The sequence below is a fragment of the Kitasatospora sp. NPDC001527 genome, from assembly GCF_040298605.1.
In the GTDB taxonomy this organism is placed as follows: domain Bacteria; phylum Actinomycetota; class Actinomycetes; order Streptomycetales; family Streptomycetaceae; genus Kitasatospora.
On sequence record NZ_JBEPAM010000062.1, the window covers coordinates 23732 to 41773 of the forward strand.

An 18042-nucleotide genomic window follows, 5' to 3' on the forward strand; every position below is an offset into this window, starting at 1 on the left:
GGGGGTCTGTGATGCGACCCATCATGGGGGCGCCCGAACTCCCCAAACTCCCAACGCAGATACGTTCACTCGATGAGGTGATCGATGATCCGACAGACACTCATCCGACTACTGCGCGGACCCGGTGATTCCGTGTCGGAAGGCGTACGCGACCGCTTGCGCCCGGTCCCGCGCGCCGGTCTTGGCGAACAGGTTGTTGATGTGGGTCTTCACGGTGGCCGGGCTGACGTACAGCCGCCGGGCGATCTCGGTGTTGGACAGCCCCTGCGCGATCAGCCCCAGCACCTCCGCCTCCCGCGCGGTCAGCCCGGGCGGAAGCTCGGCGGCCCCGGCCGGGGCGTCCCCCGCCAGCCGCTCCAGCAGCCTCAGCTGCACCTGCGGCGAGAGCCCGGCCGCCCCCGACCGGACGTCCGCGACCGCCCGGGCGATCTCCTCGGCGCCCGCGTCCTTGGTGAGGTAGCCGCGCGCCCCGGCCCGCAGCGCCGGGAACAGCGAGTCGTCGTCGGCGTAGGTGGTGAGCACCACGACCTCGGTGCCCGGGTGCCCGGCGCGGATCCGCCGGGTCGCCTCCACCCCGTCGCAGCGCGGCATCCGCAGGTCCATCAGCACCACGTCCGGCCGGTGCCGGGCGACCAGTGCCACGGCCTCCTCGCCGTCCGCCGCCGAGCCGACCACCTCGATCCCGGGCAGCAGCCCGAGCAGCATCACGATGCCCTCGCGGACCACCGTCTGGTCGTCCGCGACCAGCACCCTGGTGACCGCCGGCCCCGTCATGCCGGCACCCGCAGCAGCACGCGCCATCCTCCCTCGTGGGGGCCCGCCAGCAGGGTGCCGCCGAGCAGTTCCGCGCGTTCGCGCATCCCGAGCAGACCGTACCCGCCACCGCTGGCCGCCAGACCGCCGGGCGCCTCGGCCCGTCCCGCGCGCCGGTCCCGCACCTCCAGCTCCACGTCGTCCGCCCGATAGCGCAGCTCCACCGTGCATCGCGCGCCGGGGGCGTGTTTACGCACGTTGGTCAGCGCTTCCTGCGCCGTGCGCCGGACGGCGAGCCCCGCCTCGGCGGCCAGCGGACGCGGCGTCCCGACCACGCCGAACGCCGCGCGCTCCCGCCCGGTCAGCTCCACCAGGTACTCGCCGACCGGGGTGAACTCGCCGCGCAGCGCGGAGAGCGCCTGCCGGGTCTCGGCCAGCCCGTCCTGCGCCATCCGGCGGGCGGCCACCACCCGCTCGCGGATCCGCTCCCGCTCGGTGCCGGAGTCCAGCATCAGCCGGGCCGCCTCCAGGTGGACCAGCTGGGCGGAGAGGCTGTGCGCCAGCACGTCGTGGATCTCCCGGGCGATCCTGGCCCGTTCGGCGAGCGCGGCGCTCTCCGCCTCGGCGGCCCGGGCGGCCCGCTCCTGGTCGAGCAGCCGGCGCGCGGTTCCGCGCGCCTCGATGTCCAGCCGCAACAGGTAGCCGAGCAGCAGCAGACCGCCGACGGTCGCCATGACGCTCAGCCGGCTCGCCGTGCTCACCGCGGCGTACGAGCCGAGCGAGGCACCGGCCGCGAGCAGCGCGGGCCCGGGCGGCAACCGGATCACCGCGGTCACCGCGAGCCCGTACCAGAGCACGTCGGCCAGCAGGAGGGCCTGCCCCCAGTTGGCCAGCCAGGCGGCCGCGAACACCCCGGCGGCCAGCGCGTACGCGGGAGCCGCCCACTGCTCCCAGCTGGCGTGCAGGTAGCCGGCGGCGAGGGCGACCGCCGCGCCCAGCCCGGCCACCACGACCAGGACCGCCCAGCCGGCGTACCTGCCGCCGGTGAGCGTCCCCCAGCAGACGCTGACCAGCACGACGAGCCGGCCGAGGACGGTGAGGATCCGCCGGGGCCGGCTCTCGGCGTCGTACCGCAGCCCCTCGCGGGACGGCCAGCGGGTCCAGTACCACCCGGCCAAGCGTTCCTCCTGGTGAGCTCCGGCGGTCAGCACGGTACGGCGGCCCGCACCGGTGGTTCCAGCGTGCGCGCCCTCCGGTTCACCACGAGGGTGCGGACCAGCAGCAGGACCGCCAGGCCGAGCAGCAGCGCGCTGCCCGACTGGCGCACGTGCAGGGCGGCGCCGAGCCCGAACAGGCCGAACCGGATCGCGACCAGCCCGCCCCAGGCGGCCAGCGTCGCCCTGGTGCCCCGGACCCAGAGCGTCCCGTCCGCCTCCCGCCAGATCCGCACGGTCCAGCCCCAGACGGAGCCCGCCGCGAGCACCGTCAGCAGCCCGCCGCCGACCAGGACCACGGACCAGGCGGTGTCCCGGCGGTCGAGCAGCTGCGGGTCGCGCAGCGCGACCGCGCCGAGGACCAGCGGCAGCACCCAGAAGCGGCGTTCGGTGTCCAGGCGCCGGGGGCGCAGCTGGCGCTGGAGCACCAGCACCGTCACCGCGACCACCAGGGCGGCGTTGACCTGGGCAGACATGGGGCTTCTCCGTCCGGGAAGAGGTTCGGGCCGACCTCTTCGACGCTACGGATCCACCGCCCCGGGCTGATCGGCTCCGGGGTGGACCGCCGGTGGAACCTGCGGCACGGGGCCCTCCACCCGTGGGTGGAGGGCCCCGTGCCGCCCGGCCGGCTCAGGCGTCGATGCGCGAGCGGTCCAGGGTGGCCGCCGAGTCCACGATGAACTCCTTGCGCGGCGCCACGTCGTTGCCCATCAGCAGGTCGAAGACCTTCTCGGCCTGCTCCAGGTCGCCCAGGTTGATCCGGCGCAGCGTGCGGTGGCGCGGGTCCATGGTGGTCTCCGCCAGCTGGTCGGCGTCCATCTCGCCCAGGCCCTTGTACCGCTGGATCGGGTCCTTCCAGCGCAGGCCCTTGCGCTGGAACTCCAGCAGGGTGGAGCGCAGCTCGGCGTCCGAGTAGGTGTAGTGGTACTTCTCCTGCCCGCGCTTGGGGTTGGTGAGCTCGATCCGGTGCAGCGGCGGCACCGCCGCGAAGACCCGGCCCTGCTCGACCATGGGCCGCATGTAGCGCTGAAACAGCGTCAGCAGCAGGCAGCGGATGTGCGAGCCGTCGACGTCGGCGTCGGCCATGAAGATGACCCGGCCGTAGCGGGCCTGGTCGATGTCGAAGGTGCGGCCCGAACCGGCCCCTATCACCTGGATGATCGCCGCGCACTCGGCGTTCTTGAGCATGTCGCTCACGGACGCCTTCTGCACGTTGAGGATCTTGCCGCGGATCGGGAGCAGCGCCTGGAACTCGGAGTTGCGGGCCAGCTTGGCGGTGCCGAGCGCGGAGTCGCCCTCGACGATGAACAGTTCGCTGCGGTCGACGTCGTCGCTGCGGCAGTCGGCCAGCTTGGCCGGCAGCGAGCTGGTCTCCAGCGCGGTCTTCCGGCGCTGGGCCTCCTTGTGCTGGCGGGCGGCGACCCGGGTGCGGGCGGCGGCCACGACCTTCTCCAGCACCGACCGGGCCTGGAGCTTCTCGTCCTTCTTGGCGGAGGTGAGGAAGGCCTTGAGCTCCTTGGCGACGACGGCCGCGACGATCCGGTTGGCCGCCGAGGTGCCGAGCACCTCCTTGGTCTGGCCCTCGAACTGCGGCTCGGCGAGCCGGACGGTGACCACGGCGGTGAGGCCCTCGGTGGCGTCGTCCTTGGTGATGTCGTCCTCGGCGACGCGCAGCAGCTTGCTCGCGCGCAGCACCTCGTTGACCGTCTTGGCCAGCGAGCGCTCGAAGCCGGTGACGTGGGTGCCGCCCTTGGGGGTGGCGATGATGTTGACGAAGGAGCGCAGCGTGGTGTCGTAGCCGGTGCCCCAGCGCAGCGCGATGTCCACCCCGAGCTGCCGGGTGACCTCGGTGGGCGTCATGTGCCCGAGGTCGTCCAGGACGGGCACGGTCTCCTTGAAGGTGCCCTCACCGTGCAGCCGCAGCACGTCGCAGATCGGCTTGTCGGGCGCCAGGAACTCGCAGAACTCGGCGATGCCGCCGTCGTAGTGGAAGGTGCTCTCCTCGACCTGGTCGCTCTCGGTGAGCCGCTCGTCGCGCACGACGATGGTCAGGCCGGGCACCAGGAAGGCGGTCTGCCGGGCCCGGCTGTGCAGGTTCTCCAGGGAGAGCCGGGCGTCCTTGAGGAAGATCTGCCGGTCGGCCCAGTAGCGGATCCGGGTTCCGGTGCGGGTCTTGGGCACCTTGCGGGCCTTCGTCAGGCCGTTGGCCGGCTCGAAGGGGGCGTCCGGGCTGGTCTCGGTGAAGATGCCGGGGGTGCCGCGGCGGAAGCTGATCGCGTGGGTGTGGCCGCCGCGGTCGACCTCGACGTCCAGGCGGGCGGAGAGCGCGTTGACCACGGAGGCGCCGACGCCGTGCAGGCCGCCGGAGGCCGCGTAGGAACCGCCGCCGAACTTGCCGCCGGCGTGCAGCTTGGTCATCACGACCTCGACGCCCGACAGCCCGGTCTTCGGCTCGACGTCCACCGGGATGCCGCGCCCGTTGTCGCGGACCTCGACCGAGGCGTCGTCGTGCAGCACGACCTCGATCCGGTCGCAGTAGCCGCCCAGCGCCTCGTCGACGGAGTTGTCGATGATCTCCCAGAGGCAGTGCATGAGACCCCGGCTGTCGGTCGAGCCGATGTACATGCCGGGGCGCTTGCGGACCGCCTCCAGGCCCTCCAGGACGAGCAGGTGCCGAGCGGTGTAGTTGGAACCGTCGTCGCCGGCCAGCAGAGCGGACGGCACGGTCGTTTCGGCACTCACGCGGCACTCTCCTCGGTCAAGTTCTGTCTCATCGGTCACATCCGGGCGTGCCCGGACCGCCCGCCAGTGCAGCACACCGCACCGACAGCCGTTCCCCTGCGTGTGCGCACCCCTCCGCTGGGTGCACAGCACGGCGGACCGGTCCCGCGCAGCTTGTACGCGCTGCGCGAACAAGGGCCGTGCCGGATTCGGGACGCCGGGGCTCCATCTCCTCCCGGTACCACCGCTCCTGGCGGACCGTGGGACCGGGTGCGGGCTCCGGAACTGCCGTTATGCAGGCTACCGGGGCCCGGGACGGGGCTTATGCTCCAACCCAGCAGAGGATTATGCTACGCGGACTCCAGCATCCGGTTCCGATCGGGCGTTCGAGCGACGGGCGGATCCTGGGATTCGGTACGCATGAACCACCGGCCCCCGGGGCACGTCCTCATCAACACAGCAGAATCCTCAGAGAAGAAAAGCCACGAGCGGGAACGTTTTCGGCCTGGTTGGATGTTGACCCTGGTACGACAGCTCGTCGAGCTAGAGAAGAGGCGACGTGACTACTGTTCTGACACCTGCGAGCCCGCTCACCGCGGCTGACCGCTGCGACCGCTGCGGCGCCCAGGCCTACCTGCGCGTCGTACTCGCCAGCGGCGGAGAGCTGCTCTTCTGCGCCCACCACGGCCGGAAGTTCGAGCCCGAGCTCAAGAAGATCGCCGTGGAGATACAGGACGAGAGCGGCCGCCTGGGTACCACGACCGCCACGGCCTCCGACGACGAGCGCTGATCCAGCGCCCACCGGCAACCAGCGTCGAGCTGCGTGTCCGGCCACGCACCGCGCGTGACCGGGTGAGCCGGGTGACCGCCCCTGCGGGGGCCGGTCGCCCGGCTTCGTCGTTCCCGGGCCGGCTCCGCCCGCCCCTCCGGCCGCAGCCCCGGGGGCGCGGCCCGAACGGTCAACACCGGGTGCCCGCGCGGTTACAGAACGGCGCGCACCGCGTCGGTGACCGAGGCGATCCGGGTGTAGACGCCCGGGTGGTCGGCCTCGGCGCAGCCCGTCCCCCAGGAGACCAGCCCGGCGAGCCGGCCGGCGACCACCAGCGGACCGCCGCTGTCCCCCTGGCAGGCGTCCTTGCCGCCCTGCTGCTCGCCCGCGCACACCATGCCCCTGGCGTCGAAGCGCCCGTCCGGCCCGCCCGGGTAGGCCTGGGCGCAGGCCTGGTCGGGGATGATCGGCACGTTCACGCTGCGCAGCTCGGGCGAGTAGTCGCCACGGCCGCTGGTGTCCCCCCAGCCGTACACCTGCGCCCGGTTCCCCGGCCGGTAGGGCTCCGTCTCACCCTGGCCGACCAGGCCGATCACCGGCCGGCTCCCCTGGGACTCGGTGAGGGTGACCACCGCCACGTCGTTCATGTTGGTGGCGAAGGAGTAGTCGGGGTGGACCCAGACGTCGCGCACCGTCACCTCACGGCCGGCCGAGCCGCGCAGGTCGTCCCGGCCGACCACCACCCGCAGGCCCGGCCGGTCCACCTGGTGCCCGGTGGACTCGTCGTAGAAGCAGTGCGCCGCGGTGACCACCTTGGTCGGGGTGACCAGCGCTCCCCCGCAGAACTGGCCCGAGCGGGCGGAGCCGAACTGCTGGCGGCTGCCGAGCGCGACCATCCAGGGGTGGTCGCCGGTGCTCACCGTCCCCCCGCCGACGATCCGGCCCTGCGGCCGGGCCTGGGCGGCCGGGGCCGCCGGGCCGAGGGCGAGCAGCGGCGCGGGCAGCGCGGCCAGCAGCGCCAGCGCGGCGGTCCGGCGCCGCCGGGACACCCGCGCGGCGCCCGGTGCGGCGGATGCGGCGACGGCGGGCGCGGCGGTCGGCAGGTCGGCGCGGTCCGGACGGTCCGGGGTGGGCGACACCGTGTCTCCAGGTGGCTCGGCAGCAGGCAACCGGCACAGCGTAGGTGACCGGCTACGGTCCGCGACCGCTCACCGCCGCGCCGCCACCCGGACGAGGGACAACGGCCACCCGGACGCTGACGCCCACCGGCCCCGAACGGCCGGAAGGCCCGGAGCACGGGGCTCCGGGCCTTCCGGTCGGTACCGAGGAGCGGTACCGGTGATCCGGTGATCCGGTGGATCAGTCCAGGTAGTCGCGCAGCACCTGGGAGCGCGACGGGTGCCGCAGCTTGGACATGGTCTTCGACTCGATCTGGCGGATGCGCTCACGGGTGACCCCGTACACCTTGCCGATCTCGTCCAGCGTCTTCGGCTGACCGTCGGTCAGGCCGAAGCGCATCGAGACCACGCCCGCCTCGCGCTCGGACAGGGTGTCCAGCACCGAGTGCAGCTGCTCCTGGAGCAGGGTGAAGGAGACCGCGTCGGCCGGGACGACCGCCTCGGAGTCCTCGATGAGGTCACCGAACTCGCTGTCGCCGTCCTCGCCCAGCGGGGTGTGCAGCGAGATGGGCTCGCGGCCGTACTTCTGGACCTCGATGACCTTCTCGGGGGTCATGTCGAGCTCCTTGGCCAGCTCCTCCGGGGTGGGCTCGCGGCCCAGGTCCTGGAGCATCTGGCGCTGGACGCGGGCCAGCTTGTTGATGACCTCGACCATGTGCACCGGGATACGGATGGTGCGGGCCTGGTCGGCCATCGCGCGGGTGATCGCCTGGCGGATCCACCAGGTCGCGTAGGTGGAGAACTTGTAGCCCTTGGTGTAGTCGAACTTCTCGACCGCACGGATCAGACCGAGGTTGCCCTCCTGGATGAGGTCCAGGAAGAGCATGCCGCGGCCGGTGTAGCGCTTGGCCAGCGAGACGACCAGGCGGAGGTTGGCCTCCAGCAGGTGGTTCTTGGCGCGGCGGCCGTCCTCCGCGATGATCTCCAGCTCGCGCTTGAGCTTGGGGGCGAGCTTGTCGGCGGCCGAGAGCTTGTCCTCGGCGAACAGGCCGGCCTCGATCCGCTTGGCGAGCTCGACCTCCTGCTCGGCGTTGAGCAGCGGGACCTTGCCGATCTGCTTCAGGTAGTCCTTGACCGGGTCGGCGGTGGCACCGGCGACGGCCACCTGCTGGGCCGGCGCGTCGTCCTCGTCGTCGTCGGAGAGGACGAAGCCCTCCGACTCCTCCTCCGGGGCGTCGCCCTCGGTACCGGGCTTGTCGCCCGGCAGGGCCACCTCCTCCAGCAGCTCCTCCTCGCCGAGCAGCTCCTCGTCGCCCTTGCCCGTCTTGGCGGCGGTGGTCTTCTTGGCGGCGGTCTTCTTGGCCGGCGCCGTGGTCTTCTTGGCGGCGGCCTTCTTGGCCGGCGCGGCCTTCTTCGCCGGGGCCGCCTTCACCTCGGCGCCGGACGCGGCCGTCGCCTCCGCGGTGATCTCGGCGGACACCGTGCTGACCGGCGCGGCGGCGGCCGCGACCGCCGGGGTGGAGATGGTCGCACCGGGCGCGATGCGCACGGGCGGCTTGGTCGGGGCCGACGGGGCGGCCGGGGTCCGGGTGGTGACCGCCTTGGTCGCCGTGCGCTTGGCGGGGCTCTTGGCAGCAACGCTCTTGCGCTTGGCGCCGGCCGGTTCGGCCGCGCTGACCATGAGGTCCACCCCCTCCTCAATCAGCACCTGGTTGAGGCTGCGCATGACGTTCTTCCACTTGGTGACCGGGATCTGGTCCGCCTCGAACGCCTGGCGCACGTCGTCACCGGCGATCTGCCCCTGGGCCTTGCCCCGCTCGATGAGCGCCAGCAGAGCCGCGGACTCGGCGATCTCGGGGGGAAGCGAACGGGATGTGCTGGCCGACACGAACAACCTCTCGGACGATGAGTGGACTCGAACCCGTACCGGCCGCCCGAGCGGGCGGGGAAGGAGATCGCGCGTCGGGCACGCGGTGTCGATTCCGACCGACTCGGGCTTGAGGACTGGGTTTGCAGGACGGCAGCAGCGCCGCGGACCAACACAGCATTCTGACATGTTGGGGTATTCCGGAGCTGCTTCCGCTCAGGACACATCGCTGCTACTCGTCAAGTGTTACGCATGGCCTTCGTGTCGCGGGTCACACCGGACGGCGGCCGCGGCCCGGGGCCGACTTCCATCATCCCCCACGCGCGCCGAAGCCACTCATCATGGACACGCCATCAGAGTCCGGCTCCGGTCCGGCTCCGGTCGGACTCCGGTCCGTATCCGGCTCCGGTTCCGCCCGCCCCGGTCCGCCGGGCGGACGCGCGGAGGCCCCCCGGCTGCACCGTGGCGGCAGCCGGAGGGCCAGGGTCGCGGAGGGGGCGGCGGAAGGCCGCGGGACGGTCGCGGTCGGACGGATCATGGCGGGGGCGGTCCGTGGACGGGTCGCGGGGCGCAGTGGCGGCACCCGGTCGCCGAACGGTCCGCTCAGTGCTCCCGGGGCGCCGGGACGGAGGGCTCCATCTCGGGGTGGACGGTGAGCAGCGAGCGCATCGTGCTCTCGGCGGCGGTGCCGTCGCCGGCGCCGAGCGCGTCGACCAGCCGGGCGTGCAGGCCGACCGAGGACTCCGAGGGCCGCTCGCAGGAGGTGGCCGGACCGCCGGACACCTGGAGCGCGCAGGCGACGATCCCGGAGAGGTGCTCCAGCATCCGGTTGCCCGCCAGCTGCAGGACGAGGCCGTGCAGCTCGGCGTCGGCCCGGGCGTAGGTGGCGAGGTCCGCCTGGGCGCAGGCGTGCCCCATGATCTCGACCAGCTCGGCCAGCCGCTGCTGGACGTCCTCGCGGCCGTGGCCGGCGGCGAGCCGGGAGGCCAGCGGCTCGATCGCCCAGCGGAGTTCGAACAGCTCCCGGCGCTGTTCGTCGCGCTGCGGACCGAAGGCGCGCCACTCGATGATGTCCGGGTCGAGCAGGTTCCAGTCGCTGACCGGGCGGACCCGGGTGCCGACGTTGGGGCGGGCGCTGACCAGGCCCTTGGCCTCCAGCACCCGCAGCGACTCGCGGACGACGGTGCGGGAGACCTCGAACCGCTGGCCGATCTCCTCGGGGACGAGCGGCCGGTCGGCGCCGAGGTCGCCGGAGACGATCATCTGGCCGAGCTGCTGGACGAGCTGGCCGTGCAGGCCGCGGCCACGGCTGCTGGTGGTCTTGCGGCCGACCCGGGCGAGGTCCGACTCGGCACCCTCCCAGCGGGGCGCCGGCGGGGTGGGCCGGTCGTAGGAGAAGCGGTCCAGGTCGGCGGGGCCGGGGATGGCCCCGTCGGCGGAACGGGCGGGGGTCATGGTGGGGTGCGCAAGGGTGTTCACAGGTCCTTTGTCGGCGATCGGCGGGCACAGCTTGAGAATTCTCGTGAAAAGCACACGAAAGGGTGATCGACCGTGACTGGATAATTGACTTCTTATCAGGGCGAAGGGCGCATTCCGGTCACCCTTGGTCGATCTTGACGAACCGCCCCCGCCGGGCGGCGGCTCACAGCGACCGGCGCCTGACCTGCACCAGCAGGGTGACCAGCAGCAACGCGAACGCCGGAGCCGCCACCGCGGCCAGCAGCACCGGATCGGTCAGCGCCGGACCGCCGGCCGCAACCCGGCGGTCCCCGCCGTACACCCATCCGTACGCCCACTCGATCCCGGACTGGAACGGCAGCAGCTCCGCCGCCCGGGCGGGCCAGGCCGTCCCGGTCTGCCGCAGCAGCAGCGCCACCCCGGACTCCAGCAGCGGCGGCAGGGCGCAGAGCAGCAGGACCCCGGCGACCGCGCTGCGGGTCAGCGCGGCGGTCAGCACCCCGGTCCAGCCCGCCACGACCACCAGCAGGACGAACGCCGCCAGCGCGGCCGGCGCCCCGTGCCCGGCCCCCAGGGCCAGCGGCGCCAGCGCCCCCGGCAGTTCGCCGGGGCCGCCGAGACCGGCCGCGTCCAGCGCCTGCGCGACCCGCCCGGACAGCGCGGCCGGGTCCGACCAGGCCGTGACCGCCACCCCGGCCGGCAGCGCCAGGTGCACGGCCACCGCGTCGACCAGCAGCGTCGCGACGGCCAGCGGCGCCGCGAGCGCGCCGGTCACCAGCAGCTTGGCCGCCAGCAGCCCCACCCGGCGCGGATAGCCCACCTGCGAGGCCGCCAGCCCCGGGTGCCGCACCTCGTGCCCGTACGACAGCGCGCCCAGCACCCCGGCCCCCAGCGCCGCGAACGGCAGCGGCACCAGCGGCACCGCCGCGGTCAGCAGCCGCACCGCCGCGGCGCCGCCGAGGTCGCCGTCGGCCGTCTGCCCCGCCAGCACGCCGGCGACCGCGGCGTCGCAGAGCAGCACCAGGCCGAGCAGCAGCCAGGTCGAACGCAGGCCGCGCACCCGGCGCAGCTCGTAGGCCAGAACTCGCACGGTCACTCGCTCCCAAGGTCGGAGGTCACGGGAACAACCACGCCGCCCCGGTCCGGCCCCGCCGGACCGGCGGGCTCGGTGGGCGGGTGCGCGGCGGAGGGGGGTGCGACCCGGCCCAGGCGGACGGTGTCGTCCGTTCTCAGGTCCGCGGCCCGGCCGCTCCGACCGGTCTGGCTGGTCTGGCCGCTCTGGCGGCTCTGGCCCGGGTGGCCGTCCGCCGAGCGGGCGAGGCCGGTCAGCCCCTCCCGGAAGAGCCGGTCCACGGCGACGGTCGGTGAGGCCTCCTCCTCGCGCCGCCGGCCGTCCCCGGCCCCGCGCCGCCCCGCGGCCGGGCGCCGGGGGACGGCCCGGATCCCGCTGCGGGCGGTGAGCGCGGACAGCGCGGTCGCGGCGGAGAACCCGGCCGTGGCCGCGACCGGAAGGGCGAGGGTGGGCCCGGGGTCCCGCTCCCGCTCGGCGGCGGCCGACGGGGCCGCCGCGGCGCTGCCGGGCTCCGTCTTCCCCTGCTCGGCCGTCCGGGCCGCCGCGGCCACCGGCAGCGCCGGCTCCCGCTCCTTCGCCCGCTCCTTCGCGCCGGCGCCCGCCGCCCGGGTCTTCGGCGGGCGGGCCGGTTCGGGCCCGGCCTGCACCTGCAGGTGCCCCGAGCGGCCGGAGCCGACCGGCAGGGCGGCCCGGGGAGCGGGCTGCTCGGCCACCCGGTCGGCGAGTTCGTGCAGCAGGATGCCGTGCCGGTAGGCGAGCTCGCCGATCTCGGTCCGTCCGATCCCGGCCACCGCGAGCCCCGCCCCGCCGTCCCTGCGGACCTGCGCGCCGCAGCCCGCCAGCAGGTCGGCGAGCCGGGCCATCTGCGGCCCCCGGACGGCGACCTCGGGGCTGAGCCGGGTGCGCCGGAACTCCGCCACCGGCTGGTCGGCCGCCATCCGGCCCTCGTCCAGGGTGATCACCCGGTCGGCGAGCCGGGCGGCCTCCTGCGGCGTGCGGGTGGTGACCAGCACCGTGCTCCCGGCGGCGCCGAAGGAGCGCAGGAAGGAGTGGAACCACTCCACGTTGCGCGGGGAGAGGCCCTCGGTGGGCGCGTCCAGCAGCAGCGTGCCGGGCTCGCCGAGCAGCGCGGCGGCGAGGGCCAGCCGCCGGTGCATGCCCGGCGAGAAGGTGCGCAGGCGCTGGTCGGCGACGGCCGCGAGCCGGATCTGCTCCAGGAGTTCGTCGGCCCGGGAGGCCGGCACGCCGACGGCCGCGGCCAGCATCCTGAGGTGCCCCCGGGCCTTCCGGTCGGGGTGCCCGACGGCCTCCGCCGCCCCCGGCGCGCCGCCCGCTCCGGCGAGGACCACGCCGACCTCGCGCTCGGGCCGGCGCAGCCGTCGGTAGGTACGGCCGGCGAAGAGCGTGACGCCCCGGCCCCGTTCGAGCTCCAGCATCAGCCGCAGCGCGGTGGTCTTGCCCGCCCCCTCGGGGCCGAGCAGCGCCGTCACCGTGCCCGGGCGGGCCTCGAAGGTCAGATCCAGGACCGCCGGCGGAACACCCCGGCGGTAGACCTTGGTCAGTCCGGTGATCTGGATCATCGCTGGCTGCTCCCATGCCCTCGGCCGACCTGGTCCGCGCGGCGCAGGGTCGCACCCGCACGGTTCCGCGCCAGCACATTAGGGGTCCGCACCGGCGATTCCGGGCATTGCGGGAGCGGCGCGGGCCCGCCGCCCGCACACCTCACCCGATCAGGGGACAATCCGATCCTGCGACCGAGACATCCGGGCGCCACCGGCCCGGACGGTTCCAGCACTCCGGGCGGGACCGTTCAGGACTTCGGCCGAGGCGGTTCAGGACTCCGGGCGCAGCATCGGCGGGTTGAGCACATTGGCCCCGCCGGCGGTGAACAGCTGGGCCGGGCGCCCGCCCTGACGGGTCGTCGTTCCGCCCGAGGGCAGCAGGAAGCCCGGGGTGCCGGTCACCTTGCGGTGGAAGTTCCGCGGGTCCAGCACCACGCCCCAGACCGCCTCGTAGACCCGGCGCAGCTCGCCGACGGTGAACTCGGGCGAGCAGAAGGCGGTCGCGAGCGAGGAGTACTCGATCTTGGAGCGGGCCCGCTCCACCCCGTCCGCCAGGATCAGTCCGTGGTCGAAGGCGAGCGGGACGCCGTCGACCTGGTTCGGGCCGAGGAGTTCGGTGACCGGGGCCCAGCGGGCGCCGCTGGCGTCGCCGCCGGCGCGCGGGGTCGGCAGGTCGGGCGCGAGCACCAGGTAGGCGACGCTGACCACCCGCATCCGGGGGTCGCGCTGGGGGTGGCCGTAGGTGGCGAGCTGTTCCAGGTGGGCGCCGGCGGTGCCGGGCCCGGCCGCGTCGTGGCCGGGGGCGGAGTGGGCGCGCAGGCCGGTCTCCTCGGCCAGCTCCCGCGAGGCGGCCTCGGCCAGGCCCTCGTCGGGGCGCACGAATCCACCGGGGAGCGCCCAGTAGCCCTGGTAGGGCGGCTCGCCCCGGCGGACCAGCAGGGCACAGAGCGCGTGCTCGCGCACCGTCAGCACGACCAGGTCGACCGTGACTGCGAACGGGGGGAAGGCCGACGGGTCATAACGCGACATGGCGACGATCATAGTCGTCTCTCTGACGATAAGCACAGGCCCGCGGAGGGGCCGTGCCGCGGCGGCCCCGGCCGCCCTCCGCCCCGCGCGGGCCGGTGGAACCCGGCCCGCGCCCGGGCGGCGGCAGCGGAGGCGGCGTCAGCGGGCCACCAGCTGGAGCTCGGCGGACGCCTCCTCGACCATCGCCACACCGATCCGGCTGACCCGGACCGAGAACGGTTCGCCGGCCACCCGCAGCCCCGTCAGTTCCAGCTCCCCGAGCGGCGCCGTGCTGGCCGGGCGGACCAGCACCCGCCCGCCGGGGACGTCCGGGCGCACCCCGGCGAGCGCGAACACCGCGTGCGCGGCCCCGGCGGCCGAGACCGCCGCCGGTCGGCAGGCCCCCGGGTGGGGCACCGGCGGGCAGCCGGGCGTCCACTGCTCCCCGGCGTACATCTCGGGCAGCCGGCCCTCGAAGTGGGCGGCGGCGCCGAGCAGCCCCTCCAGCAGGGCCCCGGCCTCGTTCTCGTAGCCGGCCTCCGCGAGCCCGGCGACGGCGAGCGCGGTCTCGTGGACGCGCACCGCCCCGCTGCGGTGGCCCAGCGGGTTGAACCGGGGCGACTTGGCGCTGAGCGTGCGCAGCCCCCAGCCGCTGTCCAGCTCGGGCGCGGCCAGCCGCTGGGCGAGCAGCCTGGTCTGCTCGCGGTCCAGCAGGCTCTCGTGCCGACCGCCCCCGGCGGACAGGCCCGGGTCGAGGAGGTGGACCAGGGAGGCGGCCACGGCGGGCAGCGGCTGGCCGCCCGGGGCGAGCCCGGCGGCGGGACGGCCACCGGAGAGGTCGTCCACCCAGAACCGCTCGCGGAACCGGCCGCGCAGGGCGGCCGCCCAGTCGCGCCACTCCTTTGCCCCGGGCCGCTCGAAGGCCTCCAGGAGTTCGGCGCCGTGCAGGGCGGCCCGGTGCGCCTGGGCCTGCACCTCGGCCCGGGCGGGCACCGGGTGGGCCGAGCGCTCCTCGACGGGGCGGCTCAGGTCGGTGACGAAACCGTCCACCAGGCCCTCGCGCAGCGCGCCGAGCGCCCGCTCGGCGGCGGGGAGCAGCTCGGCCGCCTCCGCCCGGGGCAGGCCCCAGCGCCAGGCCTCGGCCAGCACGGTGACGAACAGCAGGGTCGCCTCGGTGGCCGTACAGGTCGGCGGCAGCTCGGGACCGCCGTGCCGCAGCGTGCCGGGGAGCAGTCCCTCGGGGCGGCGGGGGCCCTGGCCGGGTGCGGCGGCCGGCTGCTGACGGCGGGCCAGGGCGCGCAGGGTCCCGGCGGCGAGCCGGGTGCCGAGCGGCAGGGTCAGCCGGGCCGCCCATAGCGCGTCGGCCGGGGCGAGGCCGAACCGCCAGGGCGCGCCGGAGGCCAGGTAGAGGTCGGTGGGCCGGTCGGGGTCGGCGAACAGCAGCCCGCCGAGGGAGTCCAGGGAGCGGGACACCACCAGCGCGGCGCGCGGGTCGTCGCAGCGCACCTCGGGCTCGGCCCACGGGAGCGGGACGCCGGTCCCGCGGCCGCCCGGCGGACGCGGGCCGGCCACCGTGCTCTCCAGCCCGGCCCGCAGTTCGACCGACCAGCGCGCACCCGGCTGGAGGTCCAGGTCCCAGCGCAGCACGCCCGCGCCGGCCAGCACCGCGTGCGGCGAGGGCTGGGCGCTGACCGTGGCGCTGTGCGCGGGCCCGGCCCAGCGCAGCCCGGCGGACTGCACCTGGCCGGGCAGGTCCGGGGGCCGCTGTCCGGCGGCGATCTCGCCGACCGGGCCGAGGTCGGTGGCGAGCGCTATCTCCAGCGGCAGGCGGGCCGGGCGACTGCCGGCGTTGCGCACCGTGACGGTCTCCACGCCGTCGGCGTGGCGCAGCCGCTCGACGGTGAGCGCCGGATCCGGGTCGAGGTCGCCGGGCAGGCGCACGGCGCCCAGGAAGCGGGCCTGGGCCGCCGAGGTCAGGGTGCCCTGGAGCGGAAGCGGCTCGACCCCGCCGAGGCGCAGCTCCATCCGGGCCACCACCCGGACGCCGGAGCGGTAGAAGCCGTGCAGGCCGTGTCCGCGCAGCTGGCCGTCGGGGCCCGAGGCGGCCATCGCGGGCGCGTTCACACAGAGCACCGCGTGGTGCGTGGCGGCCGGCTGCGGGCGCGGCGGCGCGGGCCGGGCCGCGCCGCCGGGGCCGGCCGGCTGGGCCTGGTCCGGCCGGCCGGCCGGTCTCGGCGCACCGACCACACTCTCGGCGGGTGTGGCCTGTGGTGGCCTCATCGCGGTCACCGGATTCTCCTCCCCTCGGCGGTCCGGTGGCCGGTCAGGGCCGATGGGCCGCGAGCATGCTCGATCGCGTGCGTGCTGGTGCGGGTCGGCGGACGCCCCGCCGGCCGCTGTGCCGTGTCTGGCCGTACCCGGTGCCGGGCCGTGCCAAGCGGTGCCCGGCACCGAGTCGGTACCGGCCCCGCGCCGTTCGTTCCCTGGCGTCGCCGCGGCCCGCCCGGGCCGGGCGCCGGCGCCCCGTCCCCGCCGGGCGGCACCCGGACACAGGGCCCCCGGGGTCAACGCCGGAGACCGGTGACAGGTCACGCCCGCCGGATCGAGCGGGGTCCGCTTCCCGCCCGGGCGCCGCACCGTCGCCGCGGTCGCCGCCGGTCCGTCGTGCCCGCCTCCCGGGCCGCCGGGTGGGCGGTCGTGGGCGGTGGCCGCGGGGGCGGCCCCGGGCCGCGGCCAGGATACGGTGCGGGGGTCGCGGCCCCGCCACCGGCAACCCCGGCCGGGGCCGACGCGACCGCTGTGACCAGCAGAAACCGAGGAGTTGTATGTCCACCGCCAGCCGGCTGCCCGGGATTGCCTTCACCGACCACGTCTTCCGGGCGCCGCTCGACCACGCCGCCCCCGAGGGCGAGCAGATCGAGGTCTACGCCCGCGAGGTGGTCGCCTCGGGCCGTTCCGGGGACACCGGGCTGCCGTGGCTGCTCTTCCTCCAGGGCGGCCCGGGCGGCAAGGCCGGCCGGCCGCTCGGCCGCGACGGCTGGCTGGAGCGCGCGCTCGACGACTACCGGGTGCTGCTGCTCGACCAGCGCGGCACCGGGCGGTCCACGCCCGCCACCCGGCAGACGCTGGCGCGGCGGGGCGGCGCCAAGGAACAGGCGGACTACCTGGCGCACTTCCGGGCCGACTCGATCGTGCGCGACGCCGAACTGATCCGCCGCCGGCTGATCGGCGACGACCGCCGGTGGAGCGTGCTCGGCCAGAGCTTCGGCGGCTTCTGCACCCTCACCTACCTCTCGATCGCTCCCGAGGGACTGGAGCAGGCCTTCGTCACCGGTGGCCTGGCCGGCCTGCGCTCCTCCGCCGACGACGTCTACCGGGCCGCCTACCCGCGCGTCGTCCGCAAGAACGAGGACCACTTCGCGCGCTTCCCGCAGGACGTCGAGGCGGTGCGGCGGATCGCCGCGCACCTCGCCGACGCCCCCGCCGTCCTGCCCGACGGCGGGCGGCTCACCGTGGAGGCGTTCCAGGCGCTCGGGATGCTGCTCGGCGGCGGCAGCGGCTCCGGGACGCTCCACTACCTGCTGGAGGAGGCCTGGGTGGAGGGCCCGGCCGGACCCGAGCTCTCCGACACCTTCCTCGCCGGCGCCCAGGCGCAGCTCTCCTTCGCCCAGGGCCCGCTCTACGCCGTCCTGCACGAGTCGATCTACGGCCAGCGCTCGGTGGACCCGGCCGGCACCGGCTGGTCCGCCGAGCGCGTCCGCGCGCAGTTCCCGCGGTTCGACGCCCGCGCCGCGCTGGAGTCCGGCGCACCGGTGCTGTTCACCGGGGAGATGATCTACCCCTGGATGTTCGACACCGATCCGGCGCTGCGCCCGCTGAAGGAGACCGCGGAGCTGCTGGCCGCGCGCACGGACTGGCCCGACCTCTACGACCCGGCCCGGCTGGCCGCCAACGAGGTGCCGGTGGTCGCGGCGGTGTACCACGACGACATGTACGTCGACACCGCCCACTCGCTGGAGACCGCGCGGGCCGTGCGGGGGCTGCGGACCTGGATCACCAACGAGTGGGAGCACGACGGACTGCGGGTCAGCGGCGGCAAGGTGCTCGACCGCCTGATCGCGATGGCGCGCGGCGAGGCGTAGCCCGCCACCGGCACCGGCCGCCGGGCGGGCCGGGCCCGCCCGGCCCGCCGCGACCGCCAGGAGGTCAGCGCCCATGGTGCCCCGCCGCCGCGCCGCGCGCGCCGCGGAACCGGCCCCGCCGGCGGCCGGCCGCCGGGGAGGGCGCCGGCCCGGGCACCGGGCGGGCGGTGCCTGCCGTACGCGGGGCGCGCCGCCACCCCGGCGGCCGGCACCGTTCCCCGGGAGCGGTGCCGCAGCGGGCCCCGGCCGTCCCGCAGCGCACCCGCGCGGCGCGGGCCACGGCGCCCGCGCCGCTCCCGGGGGCACCAGGGCCTGCGCGGCGGCCAGCGGTTCGGCGCGGGCGTCCGGCCGGACGTAG

The 18042-nt window shown here is 75.4% G+C and carries 13 protein-coding genes; 2 read left to right on the forward strand and 11 right to left on the reverse strand.

Annotated elements, in window-relative coordinates:
* Positions 1-108 precede the first annotated feature (108 nt).
* From ABT238_RS34635 to ABT238_RS34650, 4 genes are all read right to left on the reverse strand, one after another.
* A complete protein-coding gene (locus ABT238_RS34635) occupies positions 109-774 on the reverse strand; it encodes a response regulator (protein WP_350804213.1) in 666 nt (221 codons plus the stop codon).
* Positions 771-1931: a histidine kinase gene (locus ABT238_RS34640; RefSeq protein ID WP_350565304.1), complete on the reverse strand. Its 1161-nt coding sequence runs from the start codon at positions 1929-1931 to the stop codon at positions 771-773. Before ABT238_RS34640 ends, ABT238_RS34635 begins: the two co-directional genes overlap by 4 nt.
* A gap of 26 nt (positions 1932-1957) precedes the next feature.
* Entirely contained in the window at positions 1958-2443 is a 486-nt protein-coding gene (locus ABT238_RS34645) for a DUF1453 domain-containing protein (RefSeq protein WP_350565306.1), read from the reverse strand.
* 154 nt (positions 2444-2597) lie between these two features.
* A complete protein-coding gene (locus ABT238_RS34650; RefSeq protein WP_350565308.1) occupies positions 2598-4709 on the reverse strand; it encodes a DNA gyrase/topoisomerase IV subunit B in 2112 nt (703 codons plus the stop codon).
* A gap of 538 nt (positions 4710-5247) precedes the next feature.
* Here ABT238_RS34650 and ABT238_RS34655 point away from each other — a divergent pair.
* Positions 5248-5478, forward strand: coding sequence for a DUF7455 domain-containing protein (locus ABT238_RS34655; protein WP_350565309.1), 231 nt, complete (start codon positions 5248-5250; stop codon positions 5476-5478).
* Positions 5479-5669: 191 nt separating this feature from the next.
* Here the strand turns inward: ABT238_RS34655 and ABT238_RS34660 are convergent, their stop codons facing one another.
* From ABT238_RS34660 to ABT238_RS34690, 7 genes are all read right to left on the reverse strand, one after another.
* Positions 5670-6596 carry a S1 family peptidase gene (locus ABT238_RS34660; protein WP_350565311.1) on the reverse strand — a complete coding sequence of 309 codons (927 nt, stop codon included), beginning with the start codon at positions 6594-6596 and terminating at the stop codon, positions 5670-5672.
* A gap of 220 nt (positions 6597-6816) precedes the next feature.
* Positions 6817-8469, reverse strand: a complete 1653-nt coding sequence (locus ABT238_RS34665) for an RNA polymerase sigma factor (protein WP_350565313.1) — start codon at positions 8467-8469, stop codon at positions 6817-6819.
* Positions 8470-9045: 576 nt separating this feature from the next.
* Entirely contained in the window at positions 9046-9975 is a 930-nt protein-coding gene (locus ABT238_RS34670) for a FadR/GntR family transcriptional regulator (RefSeq protein WP_350804233.1), read from the reverse strand.
* 109 nt (positions 9976-10084) lie between these two features.
* Positions 10085-10996: a hypothetical protein gene (locus ABT238_RS34675; RefSeq protein ID WP_350804236.1), complete on the reverse strand. Its 912-nt coding sequence runs from the start codon at positions 10994-10996 to the stop codon at positions 10085-10087.
* Complete coding sequence (locus ABT238_RS34680) at positions 10993-12552, reverse strand: ATP-binding cassette domain-containing protein (RefSeq protein WP_350804239.1); 1560 nt, start codon at positions 12550-12552, stop codon at positions 10993-10995. The genes ABT238_RS34675 and ABT238_RS34680 overlap by 4 nt, the downstream gene beginning before the upstream one ends.
* A 252-nt stretch (positions 12553-12804) precedes the next feature.
* Positions 12805-13563, reverse strand: a complete 759-nt coding sequence (locus ABT238_RS34685) for an NUDIX hydrolase (protein ID WP_350804242.1) — start codon at positions 13561-13563, stop codon at positions 12805-12807.
* Positions 13564-13701: 138 nt separating this feature from the next.
* Positions 13702-15822: an amylo-alpha-1,6-glucosidase gene (locus ABT238_RS34690; RefSeq protein ID WP_350804251.1), complete on the reverse strand. Its 2121-nt coding sequence runs from the start codon at positions 15820-15822 to the stop codon at positions 13702-13704.
* Between the two features lie 545 nt (positions 15823-16367).
* On the opposite strand from ABT238_RS34690, the gene ABT238_RS34695 reads away from it, so the two are divergent.
* Entirely contained in the window at positions 16368-17684 is a 1317-nt protein-coding gene (locus ABT238_RS34695; RefSeq protein WP_350804249.1) for an alpha/beta fold hydrolase, read from the forward strand.
* Positions 17685-18042: the final 358 nt, after the last annotated feature.